This window comes from Rathayibacter sp. SD072, from assembly GCF_017355185.1.
Taxonomy (GTDB): domain Bacteria; phylum Actinomycetota; class Actinomycetes; order Actinomycetales; family Microbacteriaceae; genus Rathayibacter.
In genome coordinates this window covers 1-26,902 of record NZ_JADILJ010000019.1, presented here as the reverse complement: position 1 = coordinate 26,902, position 26,902 = coordinate 1, and the positions used below count along the sequence as shown (strand labels likewise).

Below are 26,902 nucleotides of genomic sequence, written 5' to 3'. Positions count from 1 at the left end.
CGACGGTCACCTCGGCCGTCACGCCTCGCGCAGCGCACGCCGCAGAGCGTCCTCGGAGCCGAATCCCGACACCCGCGCGATGTCGCGGAGAGGCGATCGACGGCCGGCGATCAGCTGCTCACGGGCCAGGACCGCCCTGGCACGCCGGATCTCCTGCAGCGGCGTCCGCCGTCCCTCCTGTGCGAACACGAAGGCCAGGTGCTGCCGCGTCACGCCGAGACGCTCCGCCAGCCGCGAGACGGAGAGGGCAGGGTCGGAGGCGTTCCGCTCGATGACGGCGATCGCACGCTCGCCCAGCGTCGTCGTCCCGATCGCGTCCGGGAACAGCTCGTGCACGAGCGCTGTGCAGCAGCTCCCGATCGCGGCGGCGAAGTGCTCCAGTCCGGGCGAACCGTCGGCGAGGCCCGCGTTCAGGGCAGCGTTCGCCAGTGAGACGAGAGCGGCCTTCGCCCACGCGCCGTCGCGGTCCTGGGCGCTCAGCAGCTGCGGGCGGAGGGCGAGGACCGGGAGTCGTGCCTCGATCTCGATCCGGGCGGTCGACTCGGAGGCGTCGAGGGCGACGTCGGCGCCCTCGGTCACCAGGAGGACCTGGCCCGCTCGGAGAAGACCTCTGCGGCGAGCCGTCCCCTCCTGCGCCTCGAGGGCGATCGAGCCGTCGAGCTGCACGATCACGAGCGCGCGACCGGAGGAGACCTGCAGCGTTCCGGACGCCGGCGTGTGCCAGATCCGAGCGACGCGGACCGGTCCGGCGTCGACCTCGTCCCAGGACGTGTGGACGTCCCCCGTCGCCCGGAGTCCGCGCACCGCGAGGAGCCTCTCCGCCTCCGTCCCGCGTGCGATCACGGCGGCCCCCTCACGACAAGGACGCACTCGAGCAGGCGGGATGCGGTCGACGTCTCCGAGCAGTGACACCAGTAAAGCCGAGGAGCCCGCCCGCCCCGGCCCGCGGCCGTGGAACGGAAGATCGGGCACGCAGAACGGAAGAGGAGCGACCGCGACGGGGGCAGGAATCGAAGAATCGGCTCCGTCATCCACCTCTTCCAAGGAGCTCACGCATGTCCGACCACCTCACCGACTCGCCCACCGGCGGCATCCAGCGACGCACGATCGTCGCCGGCGCCTCCTGGACCATCCCCGTCGTCGCCACCGCGATCGGCGCACCGCTGGCGGCCGCCTCCGGCGACGCGCTGAGCCTCGCCTTCTCGCAGCCGAGCTACTCCGGCGGCGGCTGCGGCTCCCTCAGCGGCGTCACCGTGACCGCGACGAAGGCGGGTTCCGGCGTCGCCGGACGGACGATCGCCGTCACCCTCCCCGCGGGGTTCACCTTCCAAGGCGGCGGCTCCACGCACTCCGCGACGTCGGGCGACGACGGCAGCATCAGCCTGCCGCCGATCACCCTCCCCGCCGCCGGCGGGAGCGGCACGCTCTCGGCCTCGTCCGGGACGACGACGGCCACCGCCTCGATCAGCGCGACCGCGAACACCGCGGCCGCCTCGGTCCAGAACGCCACTCCGGTCACGACTCTCAGCGCGAACATCCCCGCCGGCTCCGACAACCTCGGCTTCCGGTACTTCCTCGCACCGAACGGCGACCTCTACTACTTCACCGGAGATCGCGTCGCCACCGGCGTCACCACCCTCGCGTCGCAGTACGTCGACGGCTACTCCGATCTCGTCACCTTCCAGACCGCGTCCGGCACCTACTCCGCTCAGAACGCCGGACCCGTCACCACCCTCAGCGGCAACATCCCCCTCGACTCGACCGCCGTCGGATTCCGGTACTTCCTCGCCCCCGACGGCGACCTCTACTACTTCACCGGCGACCGGGTCGCGACAGGCGTCACCACCGCGGCCTCCCAGTTCGTCAACGGCTACTACGACCTCGTCACCTTCCAGACCGCGTCCGGGACCTATTCGGCTCAGGGCGCCGGCCCCGTCACCACGCTGAGCGGGAACATCCCGCTGGGCTCGACGAACATCGACTTCCGGTACTTCCTCGCCCCGAACGGCGACCTCTACTACTTCACCGGGGATCGCGTCGCCACCGGCGTGACCACGGCCGCCGCGCAGTACGTCGACGGCTACTACGACCTCGTCACCTTCCAGACCGCGTCCGGGACCTACTCGGCCCAGGGCGCCGGCCCCGTGACCACGCTGAGCGGGAACATCCCGCTGGGATCCGACAACGTCGACTTCCGGTACTTCCTCGCGCCGAACGGCGACCTCTACTACTTCACCGGCGACCGCGTGGCGACGGGGGTCGCGACCGCGGCGGCGCAGTACGTGCACGGCTACTCCGATCTCGCCACGTTCACCTACCTGACGGCCTGCTGAGCCGACGGGGGCGGGCGATGCACCACCCGCCCCCGAGCGCCGAGCGCCGAGGATCAGGGCACGTCGATCCGTCGCGAACGGTCCCCCGCGCATGATCGGAGGAGCGGTTCGCGACGGATCGCCGAGCCGTTCGACGGATCGCGCATCGCGAGCGGCGGCCGATCGCGCCGTCGGGAATACTCCGCCCGCCTCGTCGTTGTATCGTCTTGTACATGCAAACGCATGGATCTGGCGCCGCACCGGCGCCGGCGACGGAAGGGGCGCACCTCATGCAGTTCGGAATCTTCTCGGTCAGCGACATCACGACCGACCCCACCACGGGAGCGACCCCGACCGAGTCCGAGAAGATCGCGGCCGCGGTCACGATCGCCAAGAAGGCGGAGGAGGTCGGGCTCGACGTCTACGCGCTCGGCGAGCACCACAACCCGCCGTTCTGGTCCTCCTCGCCCACCACCACGCTCGCGTTCATCGCCGCGCAGACCGAGCGCCTGCTGCTCTCGACCGCGACCACGCTCATCACCACGAACGACCCGGTGAAGATCGCCGAGGACTTCGCGATGCTGCAGCACCTCTCGGGCGGACGCGTCGACCTCATGCTCGGCCGCGGCAACACCGGCCCGGTCTACCCCTGGTTCGGCAAGGACATCCGCCAGGGCATCGAGCTCACGATCGAGAACTACGACCTCCTCCACCGCCTCTGGCGCGAGGACTTCGTCGACTGGCAGGGGCAGTTCCGCACGCCGCTGCAGGGCTTCCAATCGACGCCCCGCCCGCTCGACGGAGTCGCTCCGTTCGTCTGGCACGGCTCCATCCGCTCGCCGCAGATCGCCGAGCAGGCCGCCTACTACGGCGACGGCTTCTTCTCGAACCACATCTTCTGGCCCGCCTCGCACACGCAGAAGATGGTGCAGCTCTACCGCCAGCGCTTCGAGCACTACGGTCACGGCTCCGCCGACCAGGCGATCGTCGGCCTGGGCGGGCAGATCTTCATGGCCCGCAACTCGCATGACGCGGTGAAGCAGTTCCGGCCCTACTTCGACAACGCGCCGGTCTACGGGCACGGGCCCTCGCTCGAGGACTTCACGGAGCAGACGCCGCTCACCGTCGGCTCTCCGCAGGAGGTCATCGACCGCACGCTCGGCTTCCGCGACTACGTCGGCGACTACCAGCGCCAGCTCTTCCTGATGGACCACGCGGGCCTGCCGCTGGCCACCGTCCTGGAGCAGCTCGACCTGCTCGGCGAGATCCTGCCCGTGCTGCGGCACGAGTTCGACTCCCGCCGCCCCGCCCACGTCCCCGAGGCGCCCACGCACGCCTCGCTCGTCGCCGCCCGCGACGCGCAGCCCGTCGCCGCCTGATCCGCGCGACAGAACAGGAGAACCACCATGGACACCCGCAGGATCACCGTCCTCTCGGCCGGCCTCGGCCAGCCGTCCTCCACGCGGCTGCTCGCCGACCGCCTCGCCGACGCGACCGAGCGGGAGCTGAGCCAGCAGGGCTTCGCCGTCGAGCGGAGCGTCGTCGAGCTGCGCGACCTCGCGCACGACGTGACGAACAACCTGCTCACCGGATTCGCGAGTCCGGCCCTGCAGACCGCGCTCGACGCGGTGTCGGGCGCCGACGGCCTGATCGCCGTCACTCCGATCTTCACGACCAGCTACAGCGGACTCTTCAAGTCGTTCGTCGACGTGCTCGACACGGAGGCGCTGCGCGGACTGCCCGTGCTGCTCGCCGCGACGGGAGGATCGCCCCGCCACTCCCTCGCGGTCGACTACGCGATGCGCCCGCTGTTCAGCTACCTGCACGCCTCCCCCCTGTCGACCACCGTCTTCGCGGCGACCGACGACTGGGGCGGAGCGAGCGAGGACGGTCGAGCCCTCCCCGGTCGCATCGAGCGGGCCGGTAGCGAACTCGCGGCCGAGGCGGCCCGCGTCTCGCGCACGGTGCGCGACCCGTGGGCGCTCGAAGGGTCCTTCGAGGGGATGCTCGGCCGCGGCTGACCCGGCTGGCGCGACGACGGGTCGCGCCAGCACCGGCCGCCGACCCGGGGGTGACGTATCCTCGCCTCCGGGTCGCCCTGGATCTCCGGACTCCGGCGCCCGCCGGACCCGAGGAGCACCATGACCCGCACCGTTCCCCGCCGCTCGATCGCGACAGCGCTCCGCTGGAGCGCTCCTCTCGCAGCCCTGGCCGCCCCGGCCCCCGCCGCCGCGCCGCAGGAGCTCCTGGGCTACTTCGTCGACGACAGGGCCCACCTCCTCGTGGTCGTCAATCCGACCCGGAGCCGCATCCGCCTCCGCCTCGTGGTGAACCACGTCCGCTTCCCCGAGCCCGCGCTCGCCGCCCCCTACCGGATCGCGGGCGTCGAGGGCCGACTCGGACAGGCCCTCGACCGCGACGTCGTCTCGTACGACCTCGGAGCGGTCCAGGTGCCCGCCCGGGGGTCGTGGGTGGGCACGATCGCGCTGGTGCACGGGCCGCACGGGGCGTCGTTCCTCCCGTCCCCGTCGTCGTTCGGGCACGGGATGCTGCTCACCGCCGACCTGCCGCTCGGTGCGGGAGCGCCCCTCACCGCCCACGGCCCGACGGTGTCGACGGCGTACCTCTCTTAGGCGTCGTCGCCTCGGCGGCATCGCGGCGGGGTGCGGCCCGCGAAGGCCGCTGAGCGCGCTCCCGACCGAGGTCCTCACCCAGCGGCCGGGCCCGGATCCCTCACGTCCAGGCCCTGCTCAGAGGCGACGTGCTGTCAATCCCCGATCCGGGCCTCCCCCGCGAAAGGGTGCTCGCGGTACCGTCTTCCCAGGCGCCGTTCTGGAGCGCTCAGAACGTGCCGTTCCCTCGGAAGGCGGGCTCCTCATGAGCACCATCGCCGCCAATGCCGCCCAGCAGCGGGTGGCAGGGCGCTACTACCTCATCGAGCGGATCGGCTCGGGCGGGATGGGCTCGGTGTACCGCGCACGGGACGAGACCGTGCAGCGCGACGTCGCCGTGAAGGTCTTCCGCGCGGAAGCCTCGAACCCCGAGGACGTCGCCCGCCAGGAGCGCGAGGTGCGGATGCTCAGCTCGTTCGCGCACCCGGGCATCGTCAACCTCTTCGACGCCGGCCTGCACAACTTCGGCGGGGAGGTCCGCCGCTACGTCGTCATGGAGCTCGTCGCCGACCCCACGATGGAGGCCCGGCTCGAGTCGGGGCCGATGGCGATCGACGAGGTCTCGGCGATCGGCACCCAGCTCGCCGAGGCGCTCGCCTACCTCCACGAGCGCGGCGTGGTGCACCGCGACGTGAAGCCCGCCAACATCCTCGTCAGCGACGTCGGTTCGAGCGGCTACGAGCACACCGCCAAGCTCACCGACTTCGGTGTCGCCCACTTCATGGACGGCTCGCGCCTCACCAGCGACGGCATCGTCATCGGCACGGCCAGCTTCGTCAGCCCCGAGCAGGTCGCGGGCGAGCCGATCAGCGGAGCGAGCGACGTCTTCTCGCTCGGCCTGGTCCTCCTCGAGGCGCTCACCGGTCACCGGGAGTACTCGGGCACCGTCCTCGAGGCGGCGATCGCCCGCCTGCACCGCAGCCCCGCGATCCCCGAGACGCTCCCCGCCGAGTGGCGGACGCTGCTGGCCGAGATGACGCAGCGGGACCCGGCGGGCCGCCCCACGGCCGACGAGGTCGCGCACCGGCTGCGCGGCGGACTGACGCCGACCGCTCCTGCGCAGTCGGTGTACGGGAGCCGGACCGCGAGGATCCGCCGCAGCGTCATCATCGGCTCGAGCGTGGTCGGCGTCGGCGCGGTCGCCGCGCTGTCCTGGATGCTCGGCGTGCTCGCCGGCCGCTGAGACCTCCGCTGGTCGAGCAGCCGCGCAACGGCGTCTCGAGCGCCGTCACCCTCTGGAAACGGGGATCTCGACACGCCCGCTCCGCGGGCTATTCGATCAGCGGAGGTCTGCAGCCGCGTCTCGAGACCCCCGTCACCCGGAGAGACTCCGCTCAGGCCTCGCCCGGCAGCGCCTTCCGCAGCACGAGGCGGGTCCAGGCGCCGACGTAGAGGCGGTCGCCCTCCTCGATCTCGCGGCGCTGGCCCGGGGCGATCGGAGTCTGCGGCAGCGCGGCGCCCGCTGCGGCGAGATACGTGCCGTTCGCCGACTGCAGGTCCTCCACCCACCAGCGGTAGCCGTCGGTGCTCAGCTGGCAGTGGCGGCGCGAGACCCCGGAGTCGGTGCCGCAGTCGATCTGCGGCGAGATCCCGCGCGAGACGGAGGGACGCCCGACCAGCAGCGTGCGCTCGCGCAGCACCACGACGGTCGGCGGCCCGGCGGAGGGCATCGGGTCGTCCGCGCGCTGCTCGGCGTACCACTCCGGGTCGATCCAGAGCTCGGCGATCCACGGCTCGTCCTCCGAGGCCTCCGGTGAGAGCGAGGGGGCCGGAGCGGCCTCCGGGATCACCTCGGTCGGCGGGGCCGTGGCGACCGGCACGTCGAAGCCGGCCTCCTGCTCCGGGACGAACTCCGTCGGAGCCTCCTCCGCCGCTCCGGGCGCCGGAGCCTCGCCGAGGTGGGCACCGGGGTCGCCGGCCGCAGTCGCGGAGCCGCCGACCTCGCCGGGCGCGCGCACGGCGCCGGACTCGGTGAACGGGTCGGCCTCGGGCAGCGAACCGGTGGTGAAGTCGTAGCCGCAGTTCTCGCAGAAGAGCGCGCCCGCCTCGTTGGGGTACGAGCAGTTCGGGCAGACGGCGGGCCCGGTCGGGATCGCGGTCGTCGGCGCGGCGGCGCTGGGCCCGGGAGCGGCCGAGGGCGCGGCCTGGATCGGCGCGCCGCAGACGTCGCAGTAGTCGCCGGACGCGGAGGTGTGCCCCTCGGGGCACCGGTAGCTCACTTGCGCACCCGCGTGGTCTTGGTGGACGCCGTGTCGAGCGCCATCTCGTCGAGGCGGGTCACTCCGCGCTTGAGCCGCACGGTGCCCTCGTTCGGGTTGTCGATCTCGACCACCTTGCGCAGCTTCGCGGTGGCCTCGTCGTTGCCGGTGACGGCGGCCAGCTGCACGGCGCGGCCGAGCTTGACCGTGGCCGTCGCGTCGTCGCCGACGGCCTTCGCGGCCAGTCCGTCCTGGATCGCCGATGCGAGCTCGGTCTGCCCGGTGTAATGCGCGACCGCCGGGTCGATGCGCGCGGTGAGCGCCGAGTCGTCCGTCCAGCGGGCCTTCACGAGCGCCGAGGCGACCACCTCGTCGCGGACGCTCAGCTGCACGCGCGCGGCGAGCTGCTCCGCTCCGACGGGCTTGGACGCGACGCGGACCGCCACGTGGTACTCCCGGGACTCGTCTCCCCAGGCGCCCGTCGGGTACGAGCCGGTCAGCGGGTTCACCGGAGTGCGGCGCGAGCTGAGGTCCTCGAGGTTCGGCGCGACCTGGCGGACGAACAGCAGCTGGGCGCCCTGCGGCGTCCACACGCGCAGCTCGCCGTCGGCGACTCCGCGGCCCATCGACGCCTGCACGATCTGCTCGAAGTCGGCGGCCATGTCGGCCGGGTTCGCGATGAGGCCCACGGTGCCCAGGAGCGCGCTCGCGATCGTACGTGCCTCCTCGACGACCCAGCGGGAGCCGACTCCGCGCACGTCGCACTGGAACATCCCCTGGGCGGCGCGGATGGCGGCGTCGAGCTGCATCCGCGACTCGTGCTCGTTCTTGCCGTCGGTGAGGAGGATCGCGTGGCGCTGCGTCGCCTCCGGGACCGTCGCGAAGAGCTGACGGGCCAGGGTCAGCCAGCTGCCCATCGCGGTGCCGCCGTCGGCCTGGAGGTAGCCGATGGCCTCGCGGGCCGCGGCGCGGGCGCCCGGCTCCATCCGCACCATCGAGACGGAGGCGTTGGGGTAGGGGAACGCGCGGTCGGCGCGCTCGGAGCCCGCGACGACCGCGAAGAAGGTGCCGTCGAGGATCTGGTCGACCGCGACCTGGGCCGCGCGCTTGGCGGCGGCCATGTTCTCGCCGGTCATCGATCCGGAGCAGTCGACGATGATGATCTCGGCGGCCGCTCCGTCGCTGCCGGCCGAGCCGGTGCCGGACGCGGTGACCGTCACGATCGCGTGCACATCCGTGGCGCCGTCCGAGAGGTACTCGTTCTGGAAAACACTCGCGCTGAACTCCGCCATTCCCGCAGTCTATTTCGCGCGTCGCCCCGCGTGCGGCCCCGGCTGCCGCGCTCACAGGCGGCTCCCGCCTCGCGGACGCCGCCGAGGGCCCTCGCAGTCCTGGTGAGCGCGCTCCTGCTGCTCTCGGGCTGCTCCTCGACGACGCCCGGAGGGATCGCCCTCCCTCCCGACGGCGCCCGCTTCGACTACCAGCTGGGCGGCGGATACCCGCCGGCCGAGGGTGTGGAGCTCGTCGTGCGCGACCTCGAGGACGCACCCGAGCCCGGTCTCTACTCCGTCTGCTACGTCAACGCGTTCCAGACGCAGCCCGGCGAGCGCGAGGACTGGACGGGCGAGCGCGCCGACCTGCTGCTGCGGGACTCCTCCGGCGCGCCCGTCGCCGACCCGGACTGGCCCGACGAGGTGCTGCTGGACGTGTCGACGCCGGCGAAGCGGGAAGCGCTGATGGCGGTCGTCGGGCCGTGGATCGCGGGCTGCGCCGACAGCGGCTTCGACGCGGTCGAGGCCGACAACCTCGACTCCGCGACGCGCTCGCAGGGGCTGCTGAGCGACTCCGACACCGCCGCCTTCGCCGCCGGCCTGATCGAGGAGGCGCATCGGAACGGGCTCGCTCTCGGGCAGAAGAACGCGGCCGAGCGCGCGCCGGAGCTGCGCGGCCTCGGGTTCGACTTCGCCATCACCGAGGAGTGCGAGGCCTTCGACGAGTGCGACGCGTACACCGGCGCCTACGGCGACCGGGTCTACGAGGTGGAGTACACGGACGCCCCGGACTCCGTGTTCGAGCGGGCGTGCGCGGCGCGCGGCGACCGCATCGGGGTGCTGCAGCGCGACCGCGACCTGCTGGTGCCGGGCGAGGACGGGTTCGTCTCGCGGCAGTGCTGAGAGCGGGAGCGCGCGCGACCGGTAGCATCGAGCGCTCCGACAGGGAGCGGGGCGCATGAGCGAGCGACGACGGGCCTTCACACCGATCGAGCAGCGGATCGACGACGCCGCGAACCGGATCCTCGCCCGCGGCCCCGCCACCGGACCGCGCGCCTCACTGATCGAGTTCCTCGTCTTCGGCGCGAAGCAGGCGTGGGCGTGCGTCTTCGGCGCCGTGCTTCTCGCGGTCCTCCTCGCCGCCCGCCTCTGGTACCCGGACGACGCCGCGCTCGCCCGCAACGACCTGCTGACGATCGTCGCCGTGGTGCTGCAGATCGTCCTCGTCGCCACCCGCCTCGAGACGGGGCGCGAGCTGTGGGTGATCGTGCTGTTCCACCTCGTGGGCACCGGCATGGAGCTGTTCAAGACCGACGTGGGCTCGTGGAGCTACGAGGCCGACGGGGTGCTGCGGATCGGCGCGGTGCCGCTGTTCAGCGGGTTCCTCTACGCGTCCGTCGGCTCGTACATGGTGCGGATCCACCGCCTCTTCGACGTGCGCTTCGTCCGCTGGCCGCGGTGGTGGCTGACGGCGGTCGTCGCGCTGCTGATCTACGTGAACTTCTTCAGCCACCACTTCCTGCCGGACGCGCGGTGGCTGCTCCTCGCGGCCGTCGTCCTGCTGTGGGTGCGGAGCACCATGGTCTACCGCGTCCACCGCGGCGTGCACCGGATGCCGGTGCTCCTCGGATTCGCACTGGTCGCCCTGTTCATCTGGTTCGCCGAGAACATCGCCACCTACTCGGGCGCCTGGCTCTACCCGGACCAGGTCGACGGCTGGCAGGTCGTCTCGGTGTCGAAGCTCGTGTCGTGGTTCCTGCTGATGATCGTGTCGGTCGTGCTGGTCACCGCGGTGCACCCGCCGCGCGAACCCGACCCCGTCGTCAACCCCGGGCCCTCGGACCGGTCGTCCTGAGAGGCTGAGCCGTGCCCAGTTGGTCCCTCGCCCTCCTCAGCGGCGCGATCGGAGGAGCGACGCTCCTGATCGGCGCCGCGCTCGCCTGGTTCTTCCGCGTCCCGCCGAAGCTGACGGCCGCCGTGTCGGCCTTCGGCGCCGGCGTGCTCATCTCGGCCCTCGCCTACGAGCTGGTCGCCGAGGCCGCCGACGACGGCGGGCTCCTGCCGACCGTCCTCGGCACTCTCGCCGGCGCGATCGTCTTCGTCGGGGCGGATGCGCTGCTCTCGCGAGCGGGCGCCGGGAACCGCAAGTCCTCCTCCGGATCGGGCGGGGGCGGCGGGGCGGCGATCGCGGCCGGGGCGCTGATCGACGGCGTGCCCGAGTCGATCGTCCTCGGGCTCTCGGTCGCGCAGGGCGGGTCCGCCGCCGCCATCAGCGTGCCGATCGTCGCCGCCGTGGCGATCTCGAACCTGCCGGAGGGCCTCTCGTCGACCGCGGGCATGAAGGCCGACGGCCGCTCCGCCCGCTACGTCTTCACCGTCTGGGGCGGCATCGCCGCGGCGTCGGCCGCCGCCGCGCTCGTGGGCTTCCTCGTGCTCGCGACCGCGCCGGGGGCCGTCGTGGCCTTCGTCACCACGGTCGCGGCCGGCGCGATCCTCGCGATGATCTCGAACACGATGATCCCGGAGGCGTTCGACCGCGACAACGTGCTGACGGGGCTGTACGCCGTGCTCGGCTTCGTCACCGCATTCACTCTGCACAGCCTCGGTTAGGGCGGCGACGAAGCCTCGCGCACGCCGCGGGGCGGCGTGCCGCGGTCGGCTTCCGCAGAGGGGCGCGTTCTGCAGAGCGTCCTGCGATCGGCGACGGGAATCCGCTAGTACGCGGATTCTCGGATACGCCTCGTGCGGTGCCGCTGGTCCGGCTTCCTCGTCGTCGGGGGAAGCTGAGGCGCGGTTCGAACGGCTGATCGTTTCGCGGTTCGGGGTGGAGGAACGGCGTGCTCGCCCGGTCGCCAGCGCGAAGGGGCGGCAGCGATGGCGCGCGTGCGGAACCTCGGCCAGGAGTGCCCGTCGGCCACGATGGCGGCTGAGGGGCACTTCTGGCTGTCGTTGTGCGCGGCACAGCCCCGACCTGCCACTCCGGCAACGCAGGACGACGCCGCGCGGGCCTCAGAAGTAAGGCTCCCCGACGCGATTCCGCGATCCTCGCCCGGATCAGCGGGTTCAGCCTTCGTTCTGCAGGCCGAGCGGTCTGCAACCGAGGTCGGGAGCCGACCGGGCGGCTCGATCGGGCTCCGTCAGCCCTCCCGACCTCGATTCCCGACAGGACGACGGCCCGGACTCGAGGAGGCGGCCGGCCGCGTCAGCCGCTGAAGGCGGTCAGGGCGTCGTCGAGGATCGAGAGGCCGCGGGAGACCTCGGCCGGGGTGACGACGGCGGGCGGGACGACGTGGATCCGGTTGTCGGCGGTGAACGGCAGGAGCCCCCGCGACAGGAGGTCGGACTTGAGCCGGCCGACCGAGGCGGCCGCGAGCGGCGCGCGGGTGCCGCGGTCCTCGACGAGCTCGAGGGCCCAGAAGACGCCGGAGCCGCGCACCTCGCCGATCACCTCGTGCTTCGCCTCCAGCGCGGCGAGCCCGGGCGCGAGGTGCTCCGAGCCGATGGTCTTCGCGTTCTCGACGATGCCCTCCTCCTCCATGGCCTCGAGCGTCGCGACGACGCTGGCGGCGGCGAGCGGGTGGCCGGAGTAGGTGAGTCCGCCCGGGAAGACGCGCTCGTCGAAGTGGTGGGCGATCGGATCCGAGATGATCACTCCTCCGATCGGCACGTAGCCCGAGTTGACGCCCTTGGCGAAGGTGATCAGATCGGGCCGCACGTCGAACGCGTCGAAGGCGAACCACTCCCCCGTCCGTCCGAAGCCGGCCATGACCTCATCGAGGATGAGCTGGATGCCGTACCGGTCGGCGATCGCGCGCACACCCGCGAGGTACCCGGGGGGCGGGGTCAGCACGCCGGCGGTGCCGGGGATCGTCTCGAGCAGGAACGCCGCGATCGACTCGGGGCCCTCGGCCTGCACGACGCGCTCGAGGTGGTGCAGCGCGCGCTCGCACTCCTGCTCGGGGGTCTCGGCCCAGAACTCGCTGCGGTAGAGGTACGGGCCGAAGGCGTGCACGTGACCGCGCGCGTACTCGTTCGGGATGCGGCGCCAGTCGCCGGTCGACACGATCGCCGCTCCGGTGTTGCCGTGGTACGAGCGGTACAGCGAGACGACCTTGTCGCGGCCCGTGAACAGGCGGGCCATGCGGATCGCGTTCTCGTTCGCATCCGCTCCGCCGTTGGTGAAGAAGACCTTCTCGAAGCCCTCGGGCGCGCGATCGGTGATCAGGCGCGCCGCCTCGGCCCGCGTCTCGTTCGCGAAGGCGGGACCGACGGTCGTGAGCACGGCGGCCTGCTCCTGGATCGCGGCGACGACCTTCGGGTGCTGGTAGCCGATGTTGACGTTCACGAGCTGGCTCGAGAAGTCGAGGTAGCGGTTCCCGTCGACGTCCCAGACCTCGGCTCCCAGGCCGCCGGCGATCGGCAGAGGATTGAGGGCGCCCTGGGCGGACCAGGAGTGGAACACGCGCGAGCGGTCGGCGGCGGTGACCGCGGCGTTGCTGCGGGCGGTGGCGGTCGGAGCGTTCTCGGTGCTCATGGTGTCCTTCCGGAGGCGGCGTCCCTCCATCCTGGCCCTCGACCGCCCGCACCGCCGTAGCGGATCCGTCTATCGGCGACCCCTACGATGGACGGATCGTCGACCCCGGCCTCCGCGCCGGTCACCCTCGGAGGCTGCCGTGCCCGCGACCGTCCGCGACCTGCTCGCCGAGCCGGCGTTCGCCCTCCACGTCCTCGCGGGCGTGCACGACGAGGCGGCACTGGACGCCCCGCTCGTCTGGGCGCACTCCTCCGACCTGGTCGATCCCACTCCCTGGCTCGAATCGGGGCAGCTGCTGCTGACCGACGGCGTGCACTTCGCCGGCGAGCACACGGCCGACTTCTCGGAGGAGTACGTCGCCCGGCTGCGCGGCCGCGGCATCCGGGCGCTCGGCTTCGCGACCGGCATCGTGCACGACGACGTGCCGGCGGCGCTCGTCGCGGCCTGCGAGCGGCAGGGCCTGCCCCTGCTCGAGGTCGCCGAGCTCACGCCGTTCATGGGCATCATCCGCTTCGTCGCCGACGTCATCTCGCGCGAGCAGCGCGAGCGCCTCGAGTGGTCGCTCGAGGCGCAGCGCCGCGTCGCCCGGGCGGCTCTGCGCCCCGACGGGCTGGCCGCGATCCTCTCGGAGCTCGAGCGGCAGCTCGGCTGCTGGGTCGCCCTCTACGACGCGGTGGGTCAGCGCGTGCAGGTGCCGACCCGGCTCGACGTGCCCCCGGAGGCGGAGCGCTCGGTCGCGGACGCCGTGCGGCACACGCTCTCGCGCGGCAGCCGGGCGGGGCTGCGCCTGGACGACGGCGGCGGCGTGACCCTGCAGACGCTGGGGCGGCGCGACCACCTGCGGGGCGTGCTCGCGGTCGGCACCGGCACTCCGCTCGATCCGGCGGGGAACGACCTGGTCGCCAGCGTGATCGCGCTGGCGAGCATCGCCCTGGAGCAGCGGCGGGCGCTCGACACCTCGCGCCGCCAGCTGCGCTCCGGGCTCCTCGAGCTGCTCGCCTCCGGAGCGTTCGAGGTCGCCGCGCGCACCGCCCGGCAGCTGTGGGGCACGCTGCCCGCCGAGCCGCTCCGCGTGAGCGTGCTCGCGGAGCCGGTGCACGGCGACTCGCTGCTCGACGAGCTCGAGGTGGTCGCCGAGGAGAACGGCACGCGCCTGTTCTTCGCCGAGCGCGAGGGGGCGCTCGTGCTCGTCACGGGGGCCGACGATCTCGCCGTCATCAGCGACGTGCTCGCGCGGCACGGAGCCGCCGCCGGGTCGTCGGCTCCGACCGACTGGGCGTCTCTCGAGGGGGCGCTGGTCGAGGCGCGCCGTGCGGCCGACCGCTCCTCGCCCCAGCGGCCGCTGCTGCGCTTCGAGGACGTCGCGGCGCAGGGCATGCTCGGACTGCTGACCGCGTCCGGGGCGGAGCCGCTCGCCCGCCGCCTGCTCGCCCCGCTGCTGACCCCGGAGGGCGCGGTGCTCCTCGAGACCGCCCGCGTGTGGCTCCGCCGCAACGGCGCGTGGGAGCCGGCCGCCCGCGAGCTCGGCGTCCACCGGCACACCCTGCGCAACCGCATCACCGCCGTCGAGCGCGCTCTCGGCATCGACCTCGACGACGTCGGCGCCCGCAGCGAGCTCTGGCTCGCCCTCTCCGTGCTGCGCTGAGGACTCGCGTCCCTGGCGACCTCGGTCTCGATACGCCGCAGCGCGGCCACTCGACCAGCAAGGGGTGACCGAGCGCAACCGGCGATCCGCGTGTCAGCGGATCGCCGTGCGCGGACGCAGGACGCTCTGCGGAACGCTGCCCACTGCCCGGCCGACCGCGGGCGATCGACGACGCAGGAGGAGAGAGCTTGAGAACACCGCGGCGATCCGCGTTCCAGCGGATCGTCGTGCGCGGACGCGAGACGCTCTCTGCAACGCAACCGCCCGCCCTGCCGACCGCGGCCGATCGACGAGCGCAGCGAGGAGAGAGGCTCAGGAATGCTGCGGGAAGCCCAGGTTGATGCCGCCGTGCGAGGGGTCGAGCCAGCGCGACGTGATCGCCTTCTGCTGCGTGAAGAAGCGCACCCCTTCGGCACCGTGGGCCTTGGTGTCGCCGAACAGCGACGACTTCCAGCCGCCGAACGAGAACGTCGCCACCGGCACCGGGATCGGCACGTTGATGCCGATCATCCCGACCTCGACCTCGTTCTGGAAGCGGCGGGCCGCTCCTCCGTCGTTCGTGAAGATCGCCGTGCCGTTGCCGAAGGCTCCGGCGTTGATCAGCGCCACACCCTCCTCGTACGACTGCACGCGCACGATCGACAGCACCGGACCGAAGATCTCCTCGGTGTAGGCGCGCGACGTGGTCGGCACCCTGTCGAGCAGCGTCGGACCGAGCCAGAACCCGTTCGCGTCGCCGTCGACCTCGATGCCGCGGCCGTCCACGACCACCTCGGCACCGTCCTCCTCCGCGATCGCGATGTAGGAGGCGACCTTGTCGCGGTGCTGCTCCGTCACGAGGGGCCCCATGTCGCAGCCGCGGCGCCCGTCGCCGATGCGGAGCTGCGACGCCCGCTCCTGGATCTTGCCGATCAGCTCGTCCGCCACTGGTTCGACCGCGACCACGACCGAGATCGCCATGCACCGCTCCCCCGCCGAGCCGAAGCCCGCGTTGATCGCGGAGTCGGCCACCAGATCCAGATCGGCGTCCGGAAGCACCAGCATGTGGTTCTTCGCTCCGCCGAGCGCTTGAACGCGCTTGCCGTGCTTGGTGCCGGTCTCGTACACGTACTGCGCGATCGGAGTGGATCCCACGAACGAGATCGAGCGCACGTCCGGGTGCTCCAGCAGTCCGTCGACCGCGACCTTGTCGCCGTTGAGCACGGTGTAGACACCGTCGGGCAGACCGGCCTCCTTCCAGAGGGCGCCGAGCCAGATCGCCGCCGACGGGTCCTTCTCGGACGGCTTCACGACGACCGTGTTGCCCGCAGCGATCGCGATCGGGAAGAACCACATGGGCACCATCGCGGGGAAGTTGAACGGCGAGATGATGCCGACGACGCCCAGCGGCTGCTTGGTCGAGTACACGTCGACGCCGGTCGACACCTGCTCCGAGTACTCGCCCTTCAGGTGGTGAGCCAGGGTCGTGGCGAATTCGACGACCTCCTGGCCGCGGGTGATCTCGCCCATCGCGTCGGACACGACCTTGCCGTGCTCGGACGTGATGATCTCGGCCAGCTCGCCCTTCTTCGACTCCAGCAGCTCGCGGAAGCGGAAGAGGATCTGCTGCCGCTTCGCGAGCGACGTGTCGCGCCAGGCGGGGAAGGCGGCCTTGGCGGAGGCGACGGCCGCATCGATCTCGGCGGCGTCGGCGAGCGCCACCTCGCGGGCCACGACTCCCAGCGCCGGGTCGTAGACGGGGGCGGTCCGACCGGACGAGGACGCCGACGGCGCCCCGTCGATCCAGTGGCCGACGATGGACAGCGCGGTGCGGGACTCGGCGAGGCTCATGGGGTCGAGCGTAGAGAGCACTCGGGCCGTCGGAGTGACGGATTCGTCCAGCGCGTTCCTGCGCCGCTGGACGGACCCGCTACTCCCCCGGCACCTCGAAGCGCGCCAGAGCCGCCGTGATGTTGTCGTGCCCGCCCTGCTCGTTGGCCCACGCGACGAGCGCCTCGGCCAGCGTCACCGGGTCGCTGCCGACCCGCTGCTGCGCCTCGTGCAGCACGGCGGCGAGGTCCTCGGCGGGCGAGGCGTAGTTCCACAGCCCGTCCGAGCAGGCGAGCACCCAGCCCGCCTCCTCGAGCACCGTCGTCGAGAGCCGCGGCTCCTCGTCGTGCGCGTCGGCGCCGAGCCAGCGGGTGATCGCGTGCGCGTCCTTCGACGTCTCGGCCTCGGCGCGGCTCATCCCCGACGCGATCTGCTCCTGCGCCCACGAGTCGTCCACGGTGAGCTGCCGCGGCGTCCCGGCGTCGGGGATCCAGTAGCAGCGGCTGTCGCCGACGTTGCCGGTGACCAGCAGCGATCCCTCGAGGATCGCGGCCGTGAAGGTGCAGGACGGCGGATTGTCGCGCTTCTCGGGCACGGCGGCGTCGATCGCTCCGGAGGCGCGCGCCGTCGCCATCTGCAGCAGGGCGCCCCAGCGCTCGGCCCCGCGGGCGCCGCCGCCGATCTCGGCCTGCAGGGCGCTCAGGGCGGCGCGGGCCGCGGCGAGCGAGGCGGTGTCGGAGTCGGGGGTCGAGGAGACGCCGTCGCAGACGACGAGGAGCGCCGTGCTCAGCGCGCCGTCCTCGGCCGCCACCGCTCCGATCGCCAGGGCGTCCTCGTTGGCCGGGTGCCGGATCCCGCGGTCGCAGACGCCTCCGACGAGCGGATGCGGCGCCTCGGCCCAATGCTCGCGCTCGGTCGGCGCGCGCTGTCCGCACTGCTCGCAGTAGCCGTCGGCGGCGACGGCTCCCCCGCAGTACACGCACGCGCGGGTCGCCTCGACGGCCGTCGGCGGCGCGGTCGGAGCGGCCGCCACGATCAGCGTCGCTCCGCACGCCTCGCAGAACGCGTCGCCGGTCGTCACCGGCTCACCGCAGACGGGGCACGGGGTGGACAACGCAGGGGTGTCCTCAGCGGGGGTGTCGGTCGGAGTGCTGCCGGTCGGAGCCTCCTCGACGGTCTGAGCCGCGTCGGGGATCGGACTCCCCTCTTCGGTCGGTGCCGCGTCGGGGATCCGACCCACCTCGGACTCACCCCCGCTCGCGTTCCCGCTCACACCCTCGCCCTCGTTCCCGCTCACGCCCTCTCCCCCGCTCACGTCAGCGTCCAGCGCCGCACGGCGTTCGCCCTGTCGACGAGTCGGAGGCGCTCCTCGCGCTCCCGGGTCGACGCGGCGAGCGAGCGGTACGAGGCTTCGAGTCCGTCGCGGATCGACGGCTCGGTCGCTTCCACGGTCCCCAGCATCGCCCCCTCGGCCGGTCCGTCGCGCCGCACGAGCTCCAGCGCCGACTCCAGCACCCCGGTGGTCAGCTCGAGCCGGGTGCGCGGGTCGATCGCGAGCGACTCGACGCTCGAGAGCGCCGCCGAGAGCGAGGGCAGGCCGCGACCCGATTCCGCCAGCAGCTCCGCGCGCCGGCGGCGGGCGTCGAGGAAGGAGGAGCGCGTCGGCGTGACGATGTCGAGCGCGTCGAGCGCGCCGTCGAGGTCGCCGCGGGCCTGCCGCACCCGCGCGAGACCGAAGGCGGCCGGAGCCGTGTAGTTCGCGTCCGAGCGGGCGCAGATCACGTAGAGCGACTCCGCCACCTCGGGCTCGCCGCTCGACTCGCACGCCGCGGCGAGCGCCAGCTTGGGCGCCAGCTCGCCGGGGACCTGGCCGTAGACGGTGTTGAAGGAGGCGCGGGCACCGACGTCGTCGCTGCGCGCGAGCTGCGCGAGACCGCTCATCCACACGGCGCGCCACTCCCAGGGATCCTCGGACAGGATCTCGCTGGTCGCCCGCGTCACCTCGTCCCACCGCTCGGCCTCGATCGCCGCTCGGGCCCGCGCGAGCCGCACCTCCACCGTCGTGGTCGGAGCGAGCGCGAGGGCGCGCAGGCGCACGACGGGATCCGCGACGTTCACTCCCGCGAGCCACGCCTTCGCGGCGTCGGACTCGTCGATCTTCAGCAGCGGCAGCGCGTCCCACGGCAGCGGACGGTCGACCACGTCGGCGACCGGAGCCTCGAAGAGCGCCGACTCGGTCGAGTGCAGCGACGGGTGCCCGGGCCCGCGGTCGGTCGCGACGACCTCGCGGAGCACGCCGAGCAGCTGCCCGCGCATCTCGTCGACCGTCGCGAACCGGTCCTGCGGATCCGGGGCGCACGCCTTGGCGACCAGGCGGTAGAACGAGTCGTAGCGCTGGAACAGCGGCGTCTCGGACACCGGCGGCAGGGAGGCGACGTAGGTCGTCTGGTTGCCGCGGAAGTCCAGCACGAGCGAGGCGAGGGTCCGGCCGATCGTGTACACGTCGGACGCGATCGACGGGCCGACCTCGGGCACCTCCGGCGCCTGGTAGCCGACGGTGCCGTAGATCGCCGAGGCGTCGTCGTCGGCCCGGCGCACGCCGCCGAGGTCGATCAGCTTCACCTGGTCGCCGACCTGGATCATGTTGTCGGGCTTGAAGTCGCAGTAGAGCAGGCCGTGGTCGTGCAGGTACGCGAAGGCGGGCATGACCTCGAGCACGAACGCGAGCGCCTGGTCGACCGGCAGCGGATCGGCGCTGCCGCCGTTCGCCTCCAGCCGCTCCTTGAGGATCTGCTTGAGACTCGGACCGCCGACGTACTCCATCACGATGTAGCCGGCGCCCTCGTGCAGCACGAAGTTGTAGATCTCGACGATGAGCGGGTGCTCGACCTCGGCGAGGAACTGCCGCTCCGTGACGGCGGCGGCGTAGGCGTCCGGGTCGCCCGAGTTGAGCAGGCCCTTCAGCACCACCCAGCGGCCCGAGACGTTGCGGTCGCGCGCGAGGTAGATCCAGCCGAGTCCGCCGTAGGCGAGGCAGCCGACGACCTCGTACTGCCCGCCGACCACGTCGCCCTTCTGCAGCTGCGGGGTGAACGAGAACGGGGTGCGGCAGTTGGGGCAGAAGCCCTCGGTGCGGCCCGGTTTGCCGTCGCGGCCGCGGCCCACGGCGGTGCCGCAGTTCGAGCAGAAGCGCTTGCGCTCGGGGAGGACCGCCTCCGTCATGAGCGCGGCCATCGGGTCGGCGGCGGGGCGCGAGGGCACGGACGTCAGCCCGGCGCCCAAGCGCGGCCCCCGCAGGCGGGTCGAGGTGGTGCCGACGCGGCGGGTGACCTTCGAGCCGGTCTGCGCGGTGCGGGCGGAGCCGAGGGCGGCGGTGGCGAGGCGGGCGGAGGAGGTGCGGCCGCTGCGCGCGGTCGCCGCCTCCTCGATGCTCGAGCCGACGGGCGCGGACGTGTTCGGGCTGCCCTCGACGAAGCCGGTGCCGAACGCGGCGGACGCGGTGGCCGGAGCGGCGGGAGCGGGGCGGCGCGCGGTCGGGGTGGACGCCGCCGGACCTGCGGGAGCCGCGGCGCCGCTCGCGGGCGGCGACCCGCAGACGTTGCAGTAGCCGTCCTCGATCGTCCCGGTGCAGCCCGGAGTCGCGGTGCAGGGTTCGCCGTTCATGGGGTGGCCTTCCGGTGGTGCGGCAGATCTCGGGTGACGACGTCGTACTGCTCGACGAAGTGGCGCGCGAGCGGCACGGAGCAGGGCACGGCCTCCAGCGCCGCGCGGACCTCCTCCTCGGCGGACCGGCCGGTCGCGGTCGAGGCGCGTCCGTTGCCGTCGGCGCGCTCGCGGAGGGCGCGGAGGCGGAAGCCGAGCGCCGCCCGCTCGCGCAGCGGCGAGGTGTACGCGGCCTCGACGGCGTCGAACGCCCGGCCGACGGCGGTCAGGCGGGCGAGGTGCTGATCCAGGCCCTCGCGGTCAGCGGGCGGCTCCCCCAGGCGCGAGACGTCGGGCACCGCGAGGCGGGGCGGATCCGCGATCTCGCGCCGGCAGCGCGCGACCAGCTCCCGGAGCGGAGCCTCGCGGCGCTCCGCCGCCTCGGCCAGCTCCTGCGCGCGCAGGCGGTCGCGCTCGAGTCCTCGGCGCTGCGAGGCCGCGATGATCAGGTCGCGCTCGAGCCGGGCGGAGTCGTTCTCGAGCTGCCCGAGCGGACCGGACACGTCCGCGCCGCGGCCCGCCTTCTCGGCGAGGGCGTCCAGCCGAGAGCGCAGCACGGCGACGCGCTCGGCGGCGGGCCGGTCGACGACTCCGCGGGCGTCCCGGGTCAGATCCCGGCAGCGCTCGATCTCGGCGCGGACCCCGACGATCCGGCCCGCGACATCGGTGCCGCTCGGATCGAACTCCAGCCGGGACTTCAGCTGCGCCACGACGGCGTCGCAGAGGCGCACCGCCTCGACGAGCGAGACCGCCGCGCTGCCGCTGCGCCCGCTCGACGCTTCGAGCCTGCCCCAGATCAGCTGCGACATCCGCTCCCGGGCGACCGTGTCGACCCGGCCCGAGTCCCAGACGGTCTCGAGCTCGGCGAGCCTGCGGGTGACGGACTCGCGCAGCGACTGGGCCAGCACGATGTCGGACGTGTAGCTGTCGGCCTGGGGGGACGCGAGCGCCGCCGCGTCGAGTCTCGAGAGCTCGCGCGTGGTGCGGTCGAGCCATCGGGTCAGCGCCGCCAGGTACTCGAACAGCTCGCGCTGCGGGATCGCCTCCCCCAGGCGCCCCGGGGCGACCGGGGTGCCCTCCGCGACGCCGGCGGACTGCGTCATCGTCCGTAGACCGGCGCGGGCGGCGCGGCCTCGCCGAGCTCGCCCAGCCAGCGGTCGTAGATGCTCTGCCAGCGGCCGTCGGCGCGGATGCTCTCGAGCGCTCCGTTCACGAAGCGCACGAAGTCCGGGTCGTCGGCGGGCATGCCGAGTCCGTAGGGCTCGGAGCTCAGCGGATCGCCGATGACCTTCGCGTACGGGTCCTGGGCGACGAATCCCGCGAGGATCGTGTCGTCGCCGGCGATCGCGTCGACGGACCCCTCCTGGAAGAGCGCCAGGCACTGCGTGTGCGTGTCGGCGGCCACGGCCTCGACTCCCGGGTACTCGTTCTCGAGGCGGCTGAGCGTCGTGGTCGCGCGCGGGGCGCAGACCTGCTGGTCCCCGGCGGCCTCGAGATCCTGGATGCCCGCCGCGTCGCTGCTCTCGGAGACGAGCAGCTTCAGACCCGCCCCGTAGTACTCGGAGGAGAACGCGATCGTGCTCCAGCGGTCGCAGGTCATCGTGAGCGTGCGGGCGACCATGTCGACCTGGGGAGCGCCCTCGCCGCCCGTGAGCGCCGGCAGCCGCTGGGCCGAGGTGATGACCACGAACGTGATCGCATCGGGGTTCCCGAGGATCGCCCGCGCGATCTCCCGGGCGATGTCGATGTCGAAGCCCTCGATCGTGCCCGTGAGCGGATTGCGGGCGCTCATCAGGAGGGTGTCGGCCGAGACGCCGACGCGGAGCGAGCCGGCACTGCGGATCGCGGCGAGGCGGGTGCTGTCCGTGACGCCGGTCGGGGCGTAGGAGGTGACGGCGGACGGCGTGCAGTCGGTCGTCGGCGGGGCCGCGGTCGTGGTCGGCGCCGGAGTGGCCGACTCGGTCGGCGCGGCGACGAGCGTGCCGAGGTCGTCGGCTCCCGTGGTGCAGCCCGAGACGGCGAGGACCGCCGCGGTGAGCAGCGCGAAGGCCGCGGTGCGGATCCGGTTCATCGGTACTCCTCCAGTCGCTGCGAGACGCCCCGCCAGGCGAGGACCGCCCCCACCAGCCCGGCGGCCAGCAGGACCCAGGAGGTGAGCGACGAGATGCCGCCCCAGTCGCCCAGCGTCGAGGAGGCCGTGGCGGCGTCGGCGCGGACCGCCTCGCGCGCGTCGACCTGGAACGTCCTGAAGGCGGTGTTGGCCGAGCCGGGCTCGGTCGAGACCGCCAGCCGGACGGCGTCGTCCCAGCGTCCGTCCTCGTCGGCCGCGCGGATCTCGTCGTGCCGCGCGAGCCAGTCCTGGAGCCCGGTCAGCAGCGCTCCGTCGACGATGCCGCTCTCGATGCCCTCCTGCAGCTGGCGCTCGGCCTCCCCCGCCGCCTCCTGGAACTCGGCCTCGAGCGCCGCTCCGGAGCCGCGCTTGATGAGGGTGAAGCTCTCGAGCGACTTCGCGTCGGTCGCCGCGGTCAGCGCTTGCGAGACGGCGAGGGTGGCGCGGTAGCTCTCGGCGCGCACCGTCGCCGCGTTCGAGGCGGCGACTCCGTAGACCGCGGTTCCCGCGATGCCCAGGATCACCAGCAGTGCGGTGGCGGTCGCCAGCGGCCGGTTCAGGTAGCGGTGCGTGCGCCGGGCGAGCGCGATCTGCGCCGCCACGAGCACGAGCAGCATCAGGAGGGAGCCGATCATCAGCAGGACGCTGAAGCGCACGGTGTCGTAGGCGCTCGCGACCCGGTCGGCGCCGGTGGTGACGAGGCCGTTGAGGTCCTCGAGGACCCCGTCCTCGGTGTCCGTCAGCACGGACGACGCCTGATCGAGGTAGGCCGATCCGACGGGGAAGCCCTGACGGTTGTTCGCGCGCGCCTGCTCGACGAGACCGCTGTAGGTCGCGACCTTCGTGGCGATCGCCGCGAGCACCGCCGCGTCCTCCGGCTCGGCCGCCGCGAGCTCGGTCAGCCGCGACGTCGCTGCGGCGAGGCTGTCGCTGTACTGCTGCCGCTGCTCCGCCGGCTCCAGGCCGCCCACGAGGAACGTGTTCGCCGCGATCGCGTTCGCGTCGACGAGGAGGTTGCGCACCTGCTGCACGCCGACGAGCTGCGCCGACTGCGCCCGCGCCTCGGCCGCGGCGCGCGCCTGCAGCGCTCCGGTCTGCTGGGCGAAGAGTCCGAACAGCACCGCGGCGAGCGCGGTGAGGACCAGGAGGGTGCGGAAGAGGCGCGGAGTGGTCGACGTCGCGCGGGCGAGCAGCGACGGCCGCTTCGGGGCGGGGAGGTTCGCGACCTGCACGAGGGGCGGCGCCGGGGCCCGCTGCACGGGCGGTGCGGCGGGACGCGACGCGGGAGCGGTGCTCATGCGGTCTCCTCCGTCTGCGGGGCGTCGGGCGCGGGTTCCGGATCGGGGTCCGGATCGGGGTCGGGCACGGGGTCCGCCGCCTCGGCGCTCTCGGTGATGTCCTCGGGCTCCAGGATCCGGAGGTCGTCGAGCGTCGGCTCCTCGACGTCGCGCAGCCGCCAGGCGTGGCGCGCGATCGCCGCGTCGAGCACGTTGCGCACCCAGCGGCCGTTGCCGAACGCCTCCGTCCGCTGCTGAGACGCGGCGAGCCCGGCGAAGGCGGCGACCGCCTCCCGCGTCGGCTCGAAGTCGGCCGAGGCCGCGAGCCGCGCGAAGATCGCCGACAGCTCGTCGTCGGTGTAGTCGGCGAAGTCGATCGTGGTCGAGAAGCGGCTCGCGAGCCCGGGGTTCGTGTCGAGGAAGCCCTGCATGGGCCCGGAGTAGCCCGCCACGATCACGACGAGGTCGCCGCGGTGGTCCTCCATGTCCTTCACGAGGGTCGTGACGGCCTCGGCTCCGTACTGGTCGAGCGCGAGGGCGTAGGCCTCGTCGATGAACAGCACGCCGCCGCGGGCCGACGCGATGACCTCGGCGGTCTTCGTCGCGGTCTGCCCCAGGTAGCCGGCGACCAGCTCCGAGCGGTCGACCTCGACGAGCACGCCCTTCGAGAGGATCCCGAGCGAGCGGTAGATGCGCGAGACGAGCCGGGCGACCGTGGTCTTGCCGGTGCCGGGGTTGCCGGTGAAGACGAGGTGGCGGGTCAGCGTCGGAGTGGCGAGTCCCGCGGCCTGGCGCAGGGTGTCGATCCGGAGCAGCTGCGTCTGCCGCTTGATCTCGCTCTTCACCCGGTCGAGGCCGATCAGGGCGTCGAGCTCGGCCATCAGGTCCTCGATCGACTCGGGCGGCTCGAGCTCCTCGGGCTCGGGCTCCTCGACCGGCGCGGCGGAGGGCGCGGCGGCGACGGGGCCGCCCGGCTCGTCCTGCGGGCCGTCGTGCTCGGTGCGGCGCAGGCGCGCGAGGATCTTGTCGATCCCGGGCACACCCTGGGGCAGGAGGGAGGGCGCCGGGAAGCCGGACGCGGTCGGAGCGGGCGCCGGCGGGCGCGGCGCCTCCTGCTGCCGGGGGATCGCGCCGAGCTGGGCCGCGGCGGTCGCGGACGCGGCGGCGATGCCTCCGATGCCCGGTTCGCCCAGTGCGCTCGCGGCCGAGACGACCTCGGTCAGCGCGCGGGCGTACGCGGAGGCGTGCTCGGATCCTGCGCGGACGAGGGCCGCGAGGTGGTCGGTCGGGCCGCTCCGCCAGCGCCGGGCGCTCGAGGCGGCGGTGAAGAACGCCTCGAGTCCGCCGGGCGTGCCGGTGGCCGAGAGCCAGTCGTGGCCGGCTCCGGTGATCGACTCGGCGACGGCGGCCGCGAGCCGGGCGCCCTCGTCGCGGACGGCGCCGGCGTCGAGTCCGGCCGCGGACCCGGTGAGCACGAGCGCGTCGAGCGCCGAGGCCAGCGCGGTCACGAGGCGCTCGGCGGGGTCAGCGGGCCGGACTGCTGCGAGGGCTGAGCGGGGGCGGAGGCGCCCGAGTCCAGCGCGCTGCTCAGCGACGACTCCGAGAACTTCTCCGCCAGGAACTGGCCGTGCGCGATGAGCGCCGACGCGTCCTGGCGCGAGACGGCGTCCGAGATGCGGTCGAGGGTGCCCCCGAGGATGTCGAGCTGGTCGGTCAGGATCATCAGCGAGGTCTTCCCCTTGTGGACGGCGCGGCGGTCGGCGAAATCGCGCGGCAGTCGGAGGTAGCCCTCCACCGCCTCGGGCAGGTAGCTGGTGGCGGTCGCGACGACCGTGTGACCCTGCTGGCTCATGCCGCCCAGGCGGTCCAGCCGCGGCACCATCTCGCGCACGGTCTCGTCGATGCGGCGGATGCGCGCGGCGACCGACGGCGCGACCCGCCCCTCCGTCTCGGCCCTCACCCGGTCGAGCGCGGCGAGGATGTCGTCGCTCGTGGGAGCCGAGGGGAGGACCGCCGGCGCCTCCACCGGCGCGGGATCGGAGCCGCCGAACAGGCGCGACAGCCAGCCCATCCCGACTCCTAGCGGCCGAGATCGAGCGAGGAGGCCGCGTCGATGTCGGAGTTGCTGCGGCGCGCCCGCTCGACGTACTCGCCGGCCTTGGCCGTCTCGGTCTGCAGCACGCCGACCGTCTGCGCCATGCTGTCGAGCGCCTTGATCTTGAAGTCCGAGATCGAGTCCATCGTCTGGTAGATGTTCGCGAACGCGGCCTGCAGCTGCGGGAGCCCGACCGTGGCCGAGGCGGCCTGCGACTGGATGTTCGCCGACTGCTCGGCGAGCATCCGCGACGTCGCCTCGATCATGTTCGAGGTGGTCGTGTTGAGCGCCGTGATCTGGTCGAGCACGAGGCGCTGGTTCGCCAGCGCCTGCGCGACGATGACCGCGGTGCGCAGCGCCGAGACGGTCGTGGTCGTGGCGCGGTCGACGCCCTTGATCAGCTCGACGTTGTTCTTGATCACCACGTCGATCGCCAGGTAGCCCTGGATCGACACGGCCAGCTGGGTCAGGAGGTCCTGGTGCTTCTGCCGCGCGTAGAAGAGGACGTCCTCGCGCAGCGCCCAGGCGCGGTCCGGGTCGGTCGCGTCGAGCTCGGCGATCTTCGCCGACAGCTTCACGTCGAGCCGCTCGGCGACGTAGATGTACTCGTTGAGACGCGTCATCGTCTCCCACAGGTGCTGCTTCTCGAGGTTGAGCGCGGCGTTGTCCTTGCGGAGCTCGTCCTGCCCGTCGTAGAGCGCCTGGATGATGGCGTTGAGGTGGGTCTGCGCGCTCTCGTAGCGGCGGAAGTAGTCGGTGATCTTGTTGCCGAAGGGGATGAAGCCGAGGATCTTCTTCTGCACGTTGTCCTCGGACGGGTCGAGGTCCTCGACCGTGCGGCGCAGCTCCAGCAGCGTCCGGCCGATGGTCGAGCCCTCGCTCAGACCGCCCTCCTGCAGCGCGCGCACGGGCGCCTTCAGCAGCCGGTTGGAGGAGTCGGCCGCCGAGCGGATGTCGGCGTCGCCCATCGTGCGGATGTCGTTGGCCTTCGCCGCGAACTCGGGGCTGCGCGCCTCCGACTGCAGGAGCGACGCGAGGTAGCCGTCGACCTTCGCCTCGAGGCCGGGCAGCGCCTGCTCCGGGACCTTCGGCGCGATCGAGGGCGCCGAGGTGGTGGGCACGGCGGCCACGGGCTCCGGCGGGGTGAGCGACAGAGCGTTCTGGACGGGCGGCTGCAGGGCCTCGGTCATCAGGGTTCCTCACCGTTCCTGGCGCGCGGCGCCGACTCTGGATGAACGTCCGGCAAGTGTATCCCGGGGTGTCGGGAGGGAGGCTGT

The 26,902-nt window shown here is 73.0% G+C and carries 22 protein-coding genes; 9 read left to right on the top strand and 13 right to left on the bottom strand.

The annotated features are described in order from the left end of the window. Positions 1-18 precede the first annotated feature (18 nt). Entirely contained in the window at positions 19-843 is an 825-nt protein-coding gene (locus IOC53_RS09510; protein ID WP_207405110.1) for a helix-turn-helix domain-containing protein, read from the bottom strand. A 212-nt stretch (positions 844-1,055) separates the two neighbouring features. On the opposite strand from IOC53_RS09510, the gene IOC53_RS09505 reads away from it, so the two are divergent. The 5 genes from IOC53_RS09505 to IOC53_RS09485 all read left to right on the top strand — a co-directional run bounded on the left by IOC53_RS09505 (position 1,056) and on the right by IOC53_RS09485 (position 6,167). Continuing rightward, positions 1,056-2,333 carry a hypothetical protein gene (locus IOC53_RS09505; RefSeq protein ID WP_207405108.1) on the top strand — a complete coding sequence of 426 codons (1,278 nt, stop codon included), beginning with the start codon at positions 1,056-1,058 and terminating at the stop codon, positions 2,331-2,333. 269 nt (positions 2,334-2,602) lie between these two features. Then, positions 2,603-3,691: an LLM class flavin-dependent oxidoreductase gene (locus IOC53_RS09500; RefSeq protein ID WP_207405106.1), complete on the top strand. Its 1,089-nt coding sequence runs from the start codon at positions 2,603-2,605 to the stop codon at positions 3,689-3,691. Between the two features lie 27 nt (positions 3,692-3,718). Continuing rightward, positions 3,719-4,333 carry an FMN reductase gene (locus IOC53_RS09495; RefSeq protein ID WP_207405104.1) on the top strand — a complete coding sequence of 205 codons (615 nt, stop codon included), beginning with the start codon at positions 3,719-3,721 and terminating at the stop codon, positions 4,331-4,333. A 120-nt stretch (positions 4,334-4,453) separates the two neighbouring features. After that, a complete protein-coding gene (locus IOC53_RS09490; protein WP_207405102.1) occupies positions 4,454-4,945 on the top strand; it encodes a hypothetical protein in 492 nt (163 codons plus the stop codon). A gap of 244 nt (positions 4,946-5,189) precedes the next feature. Then, positions 5,190-6,167, top strand: a complete 978-nt coding sequence (locus IOC53_RS09485; protein WP_207405100.1) for a serine/threonine-protein kinase — start codon at positions 5,190-5,192, stop codon at positions 6,165-6,167. Between the two features lie 151 nt (positions 6,168-6,318). Here IOC53_RS09485 and IOC53_RS09480 read toward each other — a convergent pair whose 3' ends face one another. Both IOC53_RS09480 and IOC53_RS09475 read right to left on the bottom strand, forming a co-directional pair. Further along, complete coding sequence (locus IOC53_RS09480) at positions 6,319-7,203, bottom strand: FHA domain-containing protein (RefSeq protein WP_207405098.1); 885 nt, start codon at positions 7,201-7,203, stop codon at positions 6,319-6,321. Continuing rightward, positions 7,200-8,474: a VWA domain-containing protein gene (locus IOC53_RS09475; RefSeq protein WP_207405095.1), complete on the bottom strand. Its 1,275-nt coding sequence runs from the start codon at positions 8,472-8,474 to the stop codon at positions 7,200-7,202. Before IOC53_RS09475 ends, IOC53_RS09480 begins: the two co-directional genes overlap by 4 nt. Before the next feature lie 102 nt (positions 8,475-8,576). Between IOC53_RS09475 and IOC53_RS09470 the strand changes: the two genes are divergently transcribed. Genes IOC53_RS09470 through IOC53_RS09460 form a run of 3 tightly spaced genes read left to right on the top strand, consistent with a single transcriptional unit; the run spans position 8,577 to position 11,063 of the window. Beyond that, entirely contained in the window at positions 8,577-9,356 is a 780-nt protein-coding gene (locus IOC53_RS09470; protein ID WP_307786138.1) for an endo alpha-1,4 polygalactosaminidase, read from the top strand. A 55-nt stretch (positions 9,357-9,411) separates the two neighbouring features. Beyond that, positions 9,412-10,308, top strand: coding sequence for a DUF817 domain-containing protein (locus IOC53_RS09465; protein ID WP_207405093.1), 897 nt, complete (start codon positions 9,412-9,414; stop codon positions 10,306-10,308). An 11-nt stretch (positions 10,309-10,319) separates the two neighbouring features. Beyond that, complete coding sequence (locus tag IOC53_RS09460) at positions 10,320-11,063, top strand: ZIP family metal transporter (RefSeq protein WP_207405091.1); 744 nt, start codon at positions 10,320-10,322, stop codon at positions 11,061-11,063. A 592-nt stretch (positions 11,064-11,655) separates the two neighbouring features. On the opposite strand, the gene IOC53_RS09455 is transcribed toward IOC53_RS09460, so the two are convergent. Then, positions 11,656-12,987, bottom strand: a complete 1,332-nt coding sequence (locus tag IOC53_RS09455) for an aspartate aminotransferase family protein (RefSeq protein ID WP_207405088.1) — start codon at positions 12,985-12,987, stop codon at positions 11,656-11,658. A gap of 139 nt (positions 12,988-13,126) precedes the next feature. Here IOC53_RS09455 and IOC53_RS09450 point away from each other — a divergent pair, with 139 nt between their 5' ends. Further along, positions 13,127-14,632: a PucR family transcriptional regulator gene (locus tag IOC53_RS09450; protein WP_207405086.1), complete on the top strand. Its 1,506-nt coding sequence runs from the start codon at positions 13,127-13,129 to the stop codon at positions 14,630-14,632. A gap of 312 nt (positions 14,633-14,944) precedes the next feature. On the opposite strand, the gene IOC53_RS09445 is transcribed toward IOC53_RS09450, so the two are convergent. The 9 genes from IOC53_RS09445 to IOC53_RS09405 all read right to left on the bottom strand — a co-directional run bounded on the left by IOC53_RS09445 (position 14,945) and on the right by IOC53_RS09405 (position 26,815). Continuing rightward, positions 14,945-16,462 carry a CoA-acylating methylmalonate-semialdehyde dehydrogenase gene (locus IOC53_RS09445; RefSeq protein WP_278250048.1) on the bottom strand — a complete coding sequence of 506 codons (1,518 nt, stop codon included), beginning with the start codon at positions 16,460-16,462 and terminating at the stop codon, positions 14,945-14,947. A 79-nt stretch (positions 16,463-16,541) separates the two neighbouring features. Continuing rightward, positions 16,542-17,522, bottom strand: a complete 981-nt coding sequence (locus IOC53_RS09440) for a PP2C family serine/threonine-protein phosphatase (RefSeq protein ID WP_374070585.1) — start codon at positions 17,520-17,522, stop codon at positions 16,542-16,544. Positions 17,523-17,752: 230 nt separating this feature from the next. Then, complete coding sequence (locus IOC53_RS09435; protein ID WP_207405082.1) at positions 17,753-20,104, bottom strand: serine/threonine-protein kinase; 2,352 nt, start codon at positions 20,102-20,104, stop codon at positions 17,753-17,755. Continuing rightward, entirely contained in the window at positions 20,101-21,246 is a 1,146-nt protein-coding gene (locus IOC53_RS09430) for a hypothetical protein (protein ID WP_207405079.1), read from the bottom strand. Before IOC53_RS09430 ends, IOC53_RS09435 begins: the two co-directional genes overlap by 4 nt. Beyond that, entirely contained in the window at positions 21,243-22,214 is a 972-nt protein-coding gene (locus tag IOC53_RS09425) for a glutamate ABC transporter substrate-binding protein (protein WP_207405077.1), read from the bottom strand. The genes IOC53_RS09430 and IOC53_RS09425 overlap by 4 nt, the downstream gene beginning before the upstream one ends. Beyond that, positions 22,211-23,551, bottom strand: a complete 1,341-nt coding sequence (locus IOC53_RS09420; RefSeq protein WP_207405075.1) for a hypothetical protein — start codon at positions 23,549-23,551, stop codon at positions 22,211-22,213. The genes IOC53_RS09425 and IOC53_RS09420 overlap by 4 nt, the downstream gene beginning before the upstream one ends. Then, complete coding sequence (locus IOC53_RS09415) at positions 23,548-25,038, bottom strand: AAA family ATPase (protein WP_207405073.1); 1,491 nt, start codon at positions 25,036-25,038, stop codon at positions 23,548-23,550. Before IOC53_RS09415 ends, IOC53_RS09420 begins: the two co-directional genes overlap by 4 nt. Next, on the bottom strand, positions 25,035-25,601 hold the full coding sequence (locus IOC53_RS09410; RefSeq protein ID WP_207405071.1) for a hypothetical protein: 567 nt from the start codon (positions 25,599-25,601) through the stop codon (positions 25,035-25,037). The genes IOC53_RS09415 and IOC53_RS09410 overlap by 4 nt, the downstream gene beginning before the upstream one ends. Positions 25,602-25,609: 8 nt before the next feature. Beyond that, positions 25,610-26,815: a toxic anion resistance protein gene (locus IOC53_RS09405; RefSeq protein WP_207405069.1), complete on the bottom strand. Its 1,206-nt coding sequence runs from the start codon at positions 26,813-26,815 to the stop codon at positions 25,610-25,612. Between the last annotated feature and the right edge of the window lie 87 nt (positions 26,816-26,902).